Consider the following 12,690-nt stretch of genomic DNA (forward strand, 5'->3'; position numbering starts at 1 on the left):
AGAGCTTCATGACCAATATCATCGACATCATAGACCATCTGGCCGCAATAACTCCGGACAGCAAGGCGGATACACTGCGCCGGCGCCGGCCGGTCACTAAGGAACATGTACAAAAAAGTTTCCTCGCCTTGTTTTCCCCTTCCGATATCAACGAGGTTTCCCTGTCAGAACGTTTCGCTGTAGCGACTTTTGCCGTATCTCTGCATGGGGAAGAGAACATCGCCGCGTTTTACGGCGACAAGCTCGCAGGCTTCGACAACGGCCCGTCCCTCCTGTCGACAGTGAAGGCTCTATCGAGCCTCAACCGTGCCATAGGCCCCTACGGGAATTACCCCGCCGGGCCCCTGAGCGCGGAAAACACCGAAGGGCCGACCTTTACTCCCGGTGAAGGGGATCGCGCCGTTCTCGGCCAAAGGCTTACTGCTGCGCTTGAGCATGCACACCTACTGGTTTTACGGCCGCGCGATGCCACCCCAGCCGCCTTGCAGAAGCTCCTTTCCGCAGGCTGGAGCACTACGGGCATCGTCACGCTGTCCCAACTCGTTTCCTTCCTTGCCTTCCAGATCCGGATTGTCGCCGGACTTAAGACCCTCGCCGCAGCTGACGGAAATCTCGCGTGACCGACACCATAGTCGAACCCGCCATCGACAATCCGCCCGTCGTCTTCACCCAGGATCACATTGGCTGGACGGCTTGGCTTCAACCGCTTGCGGAGGAAGAGTTAAACGACCGGCACTACGAGGCCTTGGTCGACAAGGGGCGAGCCAAATCGCCATATTTCGCCCTGCTGGTACGTGATCCGGACATTCTACAGGCGCGCACCAAGACGGACAACGACATCTTCTACACCACGAAAAGCGGGCTGCCGCGCGCGGAACGCGAGCTGTCGGCAACCGCTGCCTCCCGCCTTAACGGCTGCATCCTGTGTGCTTCGGTTCATGCACGCTTCGCCTCACAATATTCCAAGCGCAATGACGACGTGCAAAAACTTCTGGACGAAGGCGTCTCCGCCGATCTCGGCGACCGCTGGAACGCGATCGTCGAAGCGTCCGTTGCACTCAGCGCCACCCCGCCGGCGTTCAGCGAAAAGCATGTTCAGCGCCTGCGCAAGGTCGGACTCGCTGACGAAGAGATTTCCGACGTCATTCACGGCGCATCATTCTTCAACTGGGCAAACCGCCTGATGCTATCGCTCGGCGAACCGACACCCGCCAATTAATCCGAAGACGAGAAAACAATGGCTCATCCTATATCGGACGTGGACCATACCTATCTTCTGGTCCACGACCTCGAAGCCAGTGCCGACCATTACCGGCGGCTCGGCTTTACAGTTTCCGCGCGAGGGCTGCACAACGCTCAGCTCGGCACCGGAAATCACACGATCGTCTTTGCGGAAGACTATATCGAGCTTCTTGGCGTGTTGACCGCCACGACGTTAAACGAACCCATGCGCGATAGGCTTTCCCGATATGGAGAAGGCATACACGCTATCGCCAACCGGACAGCAAGCGCCGATGCTGCAAAGTCAGAACTGGCTGCGCTCGGCATTGGGACCGGAGAGGTCAGCGCGTTCTCGCGTCCGTTGCAACTCTTCGACGGTGCAGAAGGTATCGCGACCTTTCGGATTGTGCATCTGAATAGCCAAGAGGCTCCACTCGGGAATTTCTTTCTTTGCCAGCACGAAACGCCAGAGCTGGTCTGGCGCGCCGAGATGCAGAAGCATGCGAACGGTGCCGTCGGGCTTGATGCAATCGTTGGCATCAGTGCCGATCCGTTCCAAACAGCCAAGACCTACGCGCGCCTATACGGGGGCAGCAAGGTTGAGCAGGCCGAAGGTGGATACAGGGTGCATACCGGGGCCAAGTCAGCTGCCTTGCTGTTTTTCGATCATCAAGCTGCAAGTGCCCTCTTTTCGGGCCAGGAGATCGGGAAGACGCCGACAAATGGCTATGCGGCGCTGCGTATTCGCACATCCGACCTTGGTCGGGTGCGAGAGGTTCTCGTTGCGCGGGGTGTGCCTTTCGAACCAAGCCTTAAAGGCGGCGTCACCGTCGGTCCCGCCCACGCGAACGGCGCGATCGTCGAATTCGTCGTCGACTGAACCAGTGATGCAACTGGGAAGCATGCCGGCCATCGCTAAACGCAAACGCGCTCGACACGACGCCTGCTTCTCGCAGTTTTCACTGGGAACTGTAGACTTCAAGGCAAAATTTTCAGTCGGCCCGAAGATTGTCGTCCCACGCTTTACGGGTCCGGTTGTTCTCCTGCTGAAGTTGAGGAAGCTCTGCTATGTCTTCCTGTCACAGCTCTCCGGTCAAAAGTGAATGGCTTGGCCGAGACTGCTGAGGGCCCCCTCCTGAATGGCCTCTCCCAGGCTGGGATGGGCGGGAATCGTTGCAGCGATATCTTCGAGACGCGCACCCATTTCCAGCGCCAAGCCAAAAGCGGCGCCAAGCTCGGCGACACCCTGGCCGACCGCCTGGATACCAAGGTCGAGATGATTGTCAGCCCGGGCAACGACGCGAACGAAGCCGTCGTCCCGCTCCAGCGTCATCGCCCGACCGTTGCCTCGGAACGGAAAGGTCCCGATACGGGTCTCGATGCCTGCATTTCTCGGCTCGACAGGCGATTGCCCAACGGTAACCAGTTCGGGATCGGTAAAGCAGATCGCGGGAATGGCAACCTTGTCCCAGACCGCTTCTTGCCGGCGACGATCTCTGCCACCATCTCGCCCTGGGCCATGGCGCGATGTGCAAGCATTGGTTCGCTCTACACCCATGCCGCCGTCCAGGCCTACGCCCAGGCTGCAACCACGGCCAAGGCGACTATTGCGTGACCGGCCTTTACAAACCCACCGCAGGCACTGTCACAATTACGGCTGCCGATGTCAGGATGCGCGTCGACACGCTGGCCGGCGACCACATCGTCACGAAAGCCGGTATCGCCAGAACCTTCCAGAACATTCGCCTTTTCAGGCGCATGACGGCGCTTGAGAACCTCCTCATCGCACGGCACACGGCGCTCAGCGGCCATGGCCTTCTACAGGTTGCGGGATTGTTCGGGCTGCGTGTATACCGTCGCAAGGAAGGCGAGGCTGTCGAGAAGGCCATGGGCTGGCTGCGGCAGACGAAGCTTGCAGAGCGTGCCGACGACCTGGCAGGCGACCTCTCCTACGGCCAGCAACGCCGTCTCGAAATCGCCCGCGCCATGTGCCTCGACCCGCGCTTCCTGTGCCTCGACGAGGCCGCAGCAGGTTTGAACCCGAAAGAGTCGGCCGAGCTTGGCGAGGACCTGCGGAAGCTCAAACAGGAGAACGGCATCGGCGTCCTTTTGATCGAGCACGACATGAGCGTCGTCATGAATGTCTCCGATCGCGTCGTCGTGCTGGAGTATGGCAGAAAGCTCGCTGAAGGAACGCCAGCCGAGATCGGGAAAGGTGAGATCGTCGCTTTGCTCGGCGCCAATGGCGCCGGCAAATCGACATTGCTGCGCACGGTTTTCGGCAAACCCGCGCTGTTATACGGGTCCATCAGTTTCAACGGGCAGCCGCTGATGACACGGCAAGCGCATGAAGTCGCTGCACTCGGCATCGCGCATTCCCCCGAGGGACGCCGCATCATGCCGAAGATGACGGTACTAAATTAGAAAACCTTCAAATTGGTGCATCTGATGCAAAGGCTAAAGCTGCTGCTGCTAGACAAGCCATCGCTGGGGCTTGCGCCGCTCATTGTTCGTCACATTCCCGATGCAATCCAGCGAATCAACGAGGAGGAAGGGATTGCCGTCCCTTTTCGTGGAGCAGAATGCGGCAATTGCCCTTGCGATCGCCGACAGGGCCTACGTCCTTCAGACGGGTCGCGTTGTCCACTCGGGCGATGCGGAGGTCTTGATGGCGAAGCCCGAGATCAGGAGCGCCTATCTCGGAGGCATGGCCAGCGCTTAATTAACGGTACGGATGAAGTCATGCGGCCAGCTCATCCGGAAATTGCCGTTGCCAAGATAAACGCAATCGAGGCGCAATAGCGGCCTGTCAGCGACGAATCTTAAAGCGCGGCAAGCGATCTGAAAGATCGCGACCTGCTTTATGACACGGACCAAACCGCACGTGCTCCAAGAAAGGGATAGGCGCTTCGATCATCGCTTTGACGACATCTAGGAATTGCATTTAAGCCACCGAACGATATCCTGCGACCATGAGATTGCCTCGATCACCAATCTTCGTTGTTGCTATCGCAGTTTCATACGCACTGCAGCTTTTACCCTACCGCGCCCTATTTTTGATGCTGTTCGCGCCGGCGGCGGGCATCGATCTGTGATGTTTGTCGATGTCGTCGTTCTGCCAAGGTTCTCGATGATGTCGTTGGCTGCGACGATCGAGCCGTTGCGTGCGGCCAACCGTGCTGCCGGGCGAGAACTCTACCGTTGGCGGCTGGTCTCGCTCGATGGGGCCGATCTTCTCAGCAGTTCCGGTGTCCGTATCGGCATCGACGCGCGGTTCGAACATTCTGATGAAAGAGACATGCTTTTCGTTGTAGCCGCGTTCAATGCCAGGAGCATGGACCGCCGCATGGTCGCCCAGCTGAGACGTGCTGCGCGCCAAGATACAGTCATCGTCGGCGTGGAGGCGGGTGCTTGGGTGCTGGCGCGCTGCGGTCTTCTGGACGGCTATTCGGCCACTACGCACTGGGAGGACCTCGAGGAGTTCTCGGAGGCTTACCCCGCTATAAAGGTGGTGGGCGACCGGTTCGTCATGGACCGCCTAAGATGGACCGCGGGAGGAGCGGCGCCGACACTCGACATGATGCTGACCTTCATAAGGCTGCAGCATGGACCGCCGACGGCGCTCGATGTGGCGAACATTTTCATCTACAGCCAGAGCTTCAGCGGATCGTCGCCGCAGAAATACTCAACCAAGAAACAGCTCAATATCGGTGACAAGCGCATTCTGTTCTCGATCATGCTGATGGAAGAAAATCTGGACGTTCCGCTGCCGATCCCCCTGATCGCCAAGAAGGCTGGCATCTCGCTACGCTCGCTCCAGATGAAGTTTATGGAAAGCCTGTCGCAATCGCCACAGGAGTACTACCTGACACTCCGCCTCGCGGCAGCGATGCGGAAACTCGAGCAGACACCGGATACGGTCACAGAGGCGGCGGCCGCTTACGGCTTCGGCTCGGCCTCGGCCTTCGCGCGTGCCTTTCGCCGGAAGTTCGGCATGAGCCCTTCGCTCGCCCGTCGAATCTCCAACATGTCCCTATCGGGAGCGTCCGGGCCGACAAAGCGCGCGCCCGTCAGCGGAAACAGAACTGTTTCAATCTAACTAGTAGGGAAATGCCGGCGAATCGCGCATGAGCCTTTGCGTTTCCTCCGCCCGGCGGTCGGACAGGACCTGGTCCGTGTCCCCCATTTCGACGATCCGCCCTTCCTGCATCACGGCGATCTTCTGGGCGATGTTGGCCACCAGCGGCAGGTTGTGAGTGACAAACAGCATCGACAGACGGCGCTTCTCCTGCAACGATTGGAGCAGTTCGACGACAGTCGCCTGCACGGAAACGTCCAGCGCAGAGGTGGTTTCGTCACAGATGAGCAGGTCGGGATCGGCCGCGAGGGCGCGCGCGATGGCCGCGCGCTGCCGTTGGCCGCCTGACATCTCGCGCGGATAGCGGTTCATCATCTCGACCGGCAGGGAAACCTGTTCGAGTACATTGGCGATCTTGTCGCGCGTCGATGGCTTGGACTGTTTCTCGAACAGGTTGACGACCGTTCCAATCGAATGTCCGACCGTGTGGGCAGGGTTGAAGGAGCCGTAAGGATTCTGAAAAATGTACTGGATGCGCCGGCGCAGGTCGCGCGGCCTCTGTGCGGCTGCCGAAGCCAACCGCGTACCGCGAAACGCCACCGTCCCGGACATCTGTTCGTGCAGGCCAGCGATGCAGCGCGACAAAGTCGTCTTGCCCGAGCCCGATTCCCCTACCAGCGCAAGACAGCTCCCTTCGGGGATCTCGAGATCGATATCCTGAAGAATCCGGACGCTGCCATAAGATGCCGCGACATTCCGGACCTGAAGCAGGCTCGGGGCAACCGCGTCGACCGCTATTTGCGAGCGCCGCTCAATCCTGGGAAGCGCGTCGACAAGCTTGCGCGTATAGGGATGCTTGGGGCTGCCCAGCACGTCAGCCGCCGCCCCGCTTTCGACGATCCGGCCGTGTTGCATGACGGCCACCGTTTGCGCAAGCTGGGCGACGACCGCCAGATCATGGCTCACATACAAGGCGGATACGCCATGGTCCTGGCATAGCCTGCGGATGGTGGAAAGGACGTGCGCCTGCGTGGTTACGTCGAGCCCGGTTGTCGGCTCGTCCATGACGATCAGCCGCGGCCTGTTGACGAACGCCATCGCCATCGCCATCCGCTGCTGTTGGCCGCCGGAGAGTTCGAACGTATGCGCTTTGAGAATTCGGTCGTCCGGGGGCAGACGCACCTCCTCCAGACTGGCCTTCAGCCTTTCGGGCGTCACGAGGCTGCGCTCGGCGAAGGTCTCGGCGAGCTGCGATCCAACCCTAAGAAATGGATTGAGGGCTGTGGCCGGGTCCTGCGGCATGTAGCAGACGACCCGTCCGCGCAACGCTTCGAGGCTGCGGGGAGAAGCGGCCGACAGTTCGGTATCACCCACCCGGATGCTGCCGCCCCGAATCCGCAGGCCGCTGCGGCAATAGCCTAGCAGCGCAAGCCCGACCGTTGTCTTGCCGGAACCGGACTCCCCCACGAGACCCAGGATTTCGCCTGGCGCGATCGAGAATGAGACGTCCTGGACGATTGGCTGGCCGGCATTGGTCTGGATTTCGAGCCCCCGGACCTCGGTGCTGCGATCGGCGGGTACATTGGCGCTGGTCATCGGAGGTCCGTACGGGACAGGGCGTCGGCGCACAGGTTGAGACCGATAGCCAGGCAGCCGATCAGCACGATGGGCGCCACGACGGGCCAAGGGTTCGATGTCATCGCTATTCTGTTCTCATTGATCATCAGCCCCCAATCGGCGTCCGGCGGCTGTGTGCCGAAACCCAGAAAACCGAGCGCGGCGATAAGCACGACGGAGTAGACGAAGCGCAGGCCGAGTTCGACGAGGAGAGGCGTGCGCAGGTTCGGCAGAATCTCGCGCAGGATGATGTGCCGGCTCGGCAGGCCGATGACCACGCAGAAGCGTATGTGATCCTCCTCGACCACGCGCAGTGCCGCGCCGCGCGCGACGCGCGCCACCGACGGTATCTGGCTGAACGCGACCATGACAAGGATCAGCCAGGTCTGCGGCCCAATCAGGCTAACGAAAAGAAGCACCAGGATGATCTGCGGAAAGGCCATGACGGCATCGCCCAGCCGCATGATGACATTGTCCACCCAGCCGCGCCTGTATGCCGCGAGAATGCCAAGGAAGGCGCCCGCAAAGACGCCGGCCGCAGTGGCCACGGACGCCCCTACCAATATCCTCCAGCCGCCGCACAGCAAACGCGCCAGGACATCGCGCCCAAGCACATCGGTGCCAAGCCAGGAGAATTCGGACGGAGGCGCCAATGGGGCATCCACGAAATCGAGCGGCGACTGGCTGGTTACGAACGGGCCCACGGCGGCGATAGCCACCACCGCCAGTGTCAAGGCAAGCCCCAGCGTCCCCTCAACACCGAGACGCGACAACCATCTAAGGGCAGGGCGGCTCAAGAACGCGACTCACGTGCTCGCAGGCGCGGCGTTACCAACACGGTCGCCAGGTCGGCAAGAATGTTCACAAGCACGTAGAATCCTGCAAGCATGAGGACGATGCATTGGATAACCGGCAGGTCGCGGCCCCGGATCGCGTCGAGAAGCAATTGGCCGATACCCGGAAAGCCGAACAGATATTCCACCACGACGACGCCGCCAGCCAGATAGGCCACGGTCAGCGCGATGACCTGGAATGTCGGCCCGATAGCGTTCGGGAGAGCGTGCAGCCAAATCAGGCGGCTTCTGCGCACGCCTTTGAGTTGCGCCATCTCGATATATTCGCTCTGCAGCACGTCACGCATGGAGGAGCGGATCATACGGAAAATATAGGGAAAGATGACGAGGATGAGGGTGGCGACGGGCAGCACGAGGATGATGGGCATCTCACTGAGCGTATGGCCAGGCGGCACAAGCGAGACCGGCGGAAACCAGTGCAGGACCACGGTGGAGAAGGTGAGGATCAGAATTATGCCCACGATGAACTCGGGCAGCGCCGCCAGGGCGAGGGAAACGACGGAGGCCACCCTGTCGAAGAGCCCGCCCGATTTCAATGTGGCAAGCACGCCGAGAAAGACCGACAGCGGGATGCCTATGACGGACACCAAAATAACGAGCACGCCCGTGTTGCGCAGCTTCGGCGCGATTGTCTCGGTTACGGGCAATTGGCTCGCTAGGGACAGACCTGGGTCGCCCCGCAGCATCGCCGTCGCCCAGCCGAGATATTGGGAAAGGACCGGCTGGTCAAGACGCAGGCTGTGGCGCAGCGCCTCTAGTCGCTCGGGTGTGGCCTCGCGGCCAAGAATCGCGCGGGCGGCGTCGCCCGGCAACACTGCGGTCGCGAAGAAGACGACAACCGAAACGAAGACCAGGGTCGCAACCCCAAGCAGAAGTCTATTCAATACCAGGCGTGCAAGGCCACCATGTCCGCCGCTGCTCATCGCGGGTCGGCCCGGATATCGCCGTGAGGAGCGAGCGACCGGACATGCCGGGCCAGTTCCAAGCCAAGCAAGGCCACGTCCCGAAAGTTGTGCAAATTGGTTTCGGGATCTTTCTCTTTGGCAACGCGGATCATGGTGACAGCGTTCGGCGCCAGTACGACCTCGTTACCGCCGAAGCCGAGCATGATGGGGACCACGACGTCCCTTCCATCGCCGCCTGGCAGCGACGCGCACCAGAAGGTCAGGAAATAGTTGCATTTCACATCGCCAAACGGCTCGGCCACCACGCCGCCGCCCTCGAAGATTTGGCGAATGAGCGGCTTGCACAGGATTTGACGTCCCTGCAACGCTCCGCCCGCATGGATCAGCCGCGCGATCCTGACCAGGTCGCCGAGGGTCGGATAGTAGCCAATCGCCCACAGCGGGACGCCGGCCTCGCCAGCCGCCTCAACCGTCGTCGACCAGCTTGTTTCGCCGATTCCGATCGGACCGTAGACGTCTTCACGCAGAACGGTCTCTATCGTTCTGCCCAGACGTTTTCTGGCCAAACGGTCCATGGCCAGGCCGACCGTGAAGAGATCCTGATCGCGGTAGCGGAAAACTGTTCCCGGCTCCCATTCCTCGGCGATGCTGTCCGCGGCAATCGCAGATAGCTTGTCGGCAGCCGACTGCGCAAAATACCAGGAACGGTAGCCGGGAGCGATGCCCTCCTCGTCCAGCCCGCGCCAGACGTAGCCGTCGGCCTTGCTGCCAATCCCCGTCGCCATGCAAAGCGCGTGCCGCAGAAACACCCGTTTCCAGCCCGGCGCGTCCCGAAGTTCCGGCACGTGGTCGACGATGGGCTCATCGAGGACAGCTTCGCCGAAAATCTGCGCCAGGCGCAAGGCGGCCAAGCCGGCCATCGCCGACTTGGTGACCGACCAGATGCCAAGCCGCGTCTCGGCGGGGTATAGCCACTGATCCTCGCGGCCGAAAAACTGCCGCAGATAGAAATCGCCCTCAAAATCGATGCCGCTGGCGACAGGCGCGACAGAGCGCACGGCGTCATCGAAGGGTTCGAGTACGGGCGCGCCCGTCTTTTCGACGAGGCGCGACCAGGGCAGGCATTCGAAGCTGTCGCTGGGGACCGGTAGGGAGACTGGTCCGGCCTCGAACCGCGCGTCTGTGATCCCGGTCGCCTTCATATAGTCTTGCAGGATATAGGGCGCGGTCTGCTGCTCGATCTGAAACCGGATCGGTGTGACGCGACCGTCGCGATAACCGAACAGCGCGAGCCCGTTATAGGTCTCGTTCTCCAGCGGATTGACGAGGGCAAACGGGAAGGAGGCGCGGCTCCAGCCCTCGTCTTGCGGTTCGCTCCAGGCCCGACCCGGCTGAAGCAGGACATTCCAGAAACTCGAATGGGACCTGTTGGCGAAGCCTGAAAGCGGCGCCTGGGTTTCCCACCGCAATTGTCCGTCGCTGCAAACCAATCCACAGGCAATCGCGGGAAACAGGTCGAGCCTCGCCGCCAGGCCGCCATAGCGCCGCGGATCGGCTGGATCCAGTCGCATGACGGTGGGCAGGAGATGCAGGCGCCCCTCCAGCGTCTCCCTGGCGGGCAGCGCGGCGCGGGAGGGAATAAAGGCGGCGGCGGCGAGGAAGACCCCCTCCTCCGCCCCCTTGGTTATGTCGACAGTTCCGGCCATGGTCGCGTCAGTCCAGCCAGACGTCCGTGAAATTGAACGTGCCGAGCGGCTGGCCGGTCTTGCTGGGCATGAATCCATTGACGTTGGAGGCCATCAGGTCGGCGGTCTGGTTGTAGGTGCCGATGATATAGCCCCCGATGTCGAAGTCGATCGCCTGCATCGCAAGGGCCAGTTCGCGACGCTTGTCGAAATCGACGGTCTTCAGGGCTTCTTGGTACAATTGGATGTATTTTGGATCCGCCCAATGCGTTTCGTTGAAGATGGAGTCCGGCAGGCTGCCGCTCATCACTTGGCTGAAGAAGGGATTGCTGTACCAGTAATCCTGCGCGAACGTCCATTTGAGGTAGTTCTCGCCATAATAGACGTCGGGCGTGACCTGGGTCACCTTCACCGTGACGCCGGCGTCCTTGGCTTGGCGGGCAAACACCTGCGCCGACTGCAGCACGCCGGCTGAGACGTCAGAGGTCATCAACTCCACGGCGAGGTCCGACTTGCCCGCCTGCTTCAGCAGGAATTTGGCTTGGTCGAGATCCTGGTCCCGGTGCTTGGTGTTGTCGTAGTATGGGCTCCAGTTCGAAAACAAGTCGTTGCCGACCGCGGCATGCCCGTTGAATGCGACGCGCGCCAACTGCTTGCGGTCGAGGATCAGGCGGAACGCCTGGCGCACACGGGGATCGTCGAAGGGAGGCTGGTCGACGCGCATGGTAAACGGGGTCCATTTGCTGGGCTCCGACATCAAGACCTTGATCGGCCCACCCTCCGCCACCTGATTGAGCAACACCAGCGGAACGTCCGGGAACACATGCACCTGTCCGCCCTGCAGGGCGTTGAACGCCGCGGTCGAGTCCTTGAAAGTGTCGATGACGGTGATGCTGTCCAGATACGGCCGACCGCTCTTCCAATAGTTTTCGTTGCGCACCGAGACGCTCTGCTCGCCCGGCGTGAAGCTTTGGAGTTTGAACGGGCCCGTGCCGACAGGCTTGGCGGGGTCGTAGTCCTCGGGAACGATGTTGACGTTGGCAACCATTTCCGGGAGCACCGACATCGGCGTCAGCATGGGCAATTCGAAGGTAAGGTCGTCGATTACGCGCGCGTTCTTCAGATCGATCGTCTGGAACACGTTCGCCTTGTAGAGAGGATGCTGAGGATCGGAGGTGCGGCGGAAGGAGAAGAGAACGTCAGAAGCCTTCAGCGCCTTGCCATTGTGGAAGGTGATGTCCTTGCGGAGCTTCACCGTCCAGGACATTGCATCCTTTGTCGGCTCCATTGACTCGGCAAGAACGTTCTCGATCTGCCCCTCGACATTTTGAACAACCAGAGCGTCGTAAAGCGGCGTGGTACGGAGATAGTCGACACCGTTGACCGATTTGTGCGCGTCGACCGTGTCGCCAGCTCCGCCGCCGGTCGCGGCGATGCGGAGGTCGCCACCCTTCTTGGGGGTGGCAGCCCGGCCGGGTTGAATCCCGGCTGCGAACATGGCAGTCGCGATGCTTGCGCCGGCAAGCAGCGTACGGCGGTTCAATGCACCGCCCAATTCGAAATCCGTGGCTCTGCGATCTGTGCCCAACACTTCCTCCCTGGAACTTCTCGATCTCGGAGGGATCGACTGGTCACCGATAATGTCGCAACAGCAACGCCTTGCGCGACACTTTACGAAGAGACCAATACAGAATGCGCAAGATTGCCTTTTGCCGCCCGCAGCGCGATCCGGCTGCTGCGGAGCTATGCGCCGCGCGGTCTGGCAGGCCCTGGGGCGGCAGGTCAGGCATATTTTGATGCAGCCGGACTTCAATGCATCGGAAATTGCGCAGCCGAAGATGGCCGTTGCCGGGGTCCGGGAAGACTGGCGCCACGCAATCGGGAACAGTTGTGCCGCTGCCAAAGCCATTGGCTGTCAGCCACCGCCCACCCCATGTTTAATGAACAGATTGAAGAGTTCCGTCTGGCTGGAAATGTCGAGTTTGGCGTAAATGTGCTTACGGTGGATTTTCACGGTGCCCTCGGCGATCTCCAGGATTCTGCCGATGGAAATCGAGGAATGGCCCCGCAGGATCAGGCTGACTATGCTTTGCTCGCGCTGCGTCAGCCGGGAAGGGGCGAAAGTTTCGAATGCCTGTTCGATGTATTGGGCAGCGGGTTTGTCCGCCGGCTGGCTGTCCGAGCCATCTGGGACCAGATGCTCCCAGTGCCGGCGCGCCATGCTCATCACCATCGGCGCTGCCTGTTGCAAAAGACCGAAATCCTCGTCCAAAAAAGGCCGGGCTGGCATTGGCCCGCAGCAGCGAATTGGCAATGTAGAAGCTTCCCCG

The 12,690-nt window shown here is 61.0% G+C and carries 12 protein-coding genes and 1 pseudogene; 6 read left to right on the top strand and 7 right to left on the bottom strand.

All coding sequences use genetic code 11. The annotated features are described in order from the left end of the window. The first annotated feature begins 8 nt into the window (after positions 1–8). From AB4136_RS15740 to AB4136_RS15750, 3 genes are read left to right on the top strand one after another with little or no spacing between them, the layout of a single operon-like run. Complete coding sequence (locus tag AB4136_RS15740; protein WP_441931278.1) at positions 9–620, top strand: CMD domain protein; 612 nt, start codon at positions 9–11, stop codon at positions 618–620. Then, a complete protein-coding gene (locus tag AB4136_RS15745) occupies positions 617–1,219 on the top strand; it encodes an alkylhydroperoxidase domain protein (RefSeq protein WP_441931279.1) in 603 nt (200 codons plus the stop codon). The genes AB4136_RS15740 and AB4136_RS15745 overlap by 4 nt, the downstream gene beginning before the upstream one ends. 18 nt (positions 1,220–1,237) lie before the next feature. Next, positions 1,238–2,101 (top strand): VOC family protein, encoded by an 864-nt coding sequence (locus AB4136_RS15750; RefSeq protein ID WP_441931280.1) that lies wholly within the window; start codon positions 1,238–1,240, stop codon positions 2,099–2,101. A gap of 213 nt (positions 2,102–2,314) precedes the next feature. On the opposite strand, the pseudogene AB4136_RS15755 reads toward AB4136_RS15750, so the two are convergent. Next, a pseudogene (locus AB4136_RS15755) lies at positions 2,315–2,766 on the bottom strand (dihydrolipoyl dehydrogenase); the annotation flags it as partial. A 66-nt stretch (positions 2,767–2,832) separates the two neighbouring features. On the opposite strand from AB4136_RS15755, the gene AB4136_RS15760 reads away from it, so the two are divergent. The 3 genes from AB4136_RS15760 (at position 2,833) to AB4136_RS15770 (ending at position 5,320) form a co-directional block, all read left to right on the top strand. Next, the gene (locus AB4136_RS15760; RefSeq protein WP_441931521.1) at positions 2,833–3,645 is read left to right on the top strand and encodes an ATP-binding cassette domain-containing protein; all 813 of its coding nucleotides are present in this window, start codon (positions 2,833–2,835) and stop codon (positions 3,643–3,645) included. Between the two features lie 133 nt (positions 3,646–3,778). Further along, entirely contained in the window at positions 3,779–3,943 is a 165-nt protein-coding gene (locus AB4136_RS15765) for a hypothetical protein (protein ID WP_441931281.1), read from the top strand. A gap of 372 nt (positions 3,944–4,315) precedes the next feature. Beyond that, the gene (locus AB4136_RS15770; protein ID WP_441931282.1) at positions 4,316–5,320 is read left to right on the top strand and encodes a GlxA family transcriptional regulator; all 1,005 of its coding nucleotides are present in this window, start codon (positions 4,316–4,318) and stop codon (positions 5,318–5,320) included. Here the strand turns inward: AB4136_RS15770 and AB4136_RS15775 are convergent, their stop codons facing one another. The 6 genes from AB4136_RS15775 to AB4136_RS15800 all read right to left on the bottom strand — a co-directional run bounded on the left by AB4136_RS15775 (position 5,321) and on the right by AB4136_RS15800 (position 12,632). Further along, positions 5,321–6,895, bottom strand: coding sequence for an ABC transporter ATP-binding protein (locus AB4136_RS15775; RefSeq protein WP_441931283.1), 1,575 nt, complete (start codon positions 6,893–6,895; stop codon positions 5,321–5,323). Beyond that, positions 6,892–7,713 (bottom strand): ABC transporter permease, encoded by an 822-nt coding sequence (locus tag AB4136_RS15780; RefSeq protein ID WP_441931284.1) that lies wholly within the window; start codon positions 7,711–7,713, stop codon positions 6,892–6,894. Before AB4136_RS15780 ends, AB4136_RS15775 begins: the two co-directional genes overlap by 4 nt. Further along, complete coding sequence (locus tag AB4136_RS15785; RefSeq protein ID WP_441931285.1) at positions 7,710–8,693, bottom strand: ABC transporter permease; 984 nt, start codon at positions 8,691–8,693, stop codon at positions 7,710–7,712. The genes AB4136_RS15780 and AB4136_RS15785 overlap by 4 nt, the downstream gene beginning before the upstream one ends. Next, positions 8,690–10,381: a serine hydrolase domain-containing protein gene (locus AB4136_RS15790; RefSeq protein ID WP_441931286.1), complete on the bottom strand. Its 1,692-nt coding sequence runs from the start codon at positions 10,379–10,381 to the stop codon at positions 8,690–8,692. Before AB4136_RS15790 ends, AB4136_RS15785 begins: the two co-directional genes overlap by 4 nt. A gap of 7 nt (positions 10,382–10,388) precedes the next feature. Further along, positions 10,389–11,948: an ABC transporter substrate-binding protein gene (locus AB4136_RS15795; RefSeq protein ID WP_441931287.1), complete on the bottom strand. Its 1,560-nt coding sequence runs from the start codon at positions 11,946–11,948 to the stop codon at positions 10,389–10,391. 327 nt (positions 11,949–12,275) lie between these two features. Beyond that, positions 12,276–12,632, bottom strand: a complete 357-nt coding sequence (locus AB4136_RS15800) for a response regulator transcription factor (RefSeq protein ID WP_441931288.1) — start codon at positions 12,630–12,632, stop codon at positions 12,276–12,278. Positions 12,633–12,690 lie beyond the last annotated feature (58 nt).

The sequence above is a fragment of the Mesorhizobium sp. 2RAF21 genome (assembly GCF_052115345.1).
Taxonomy (GTDB): domain Bacteria; phylum Pseudomonadota; class Alphaproteobacteria; order Rhizobiales; family Rhizobiaceae; genus Mesorhizobium; species Mesorhizobium terrae.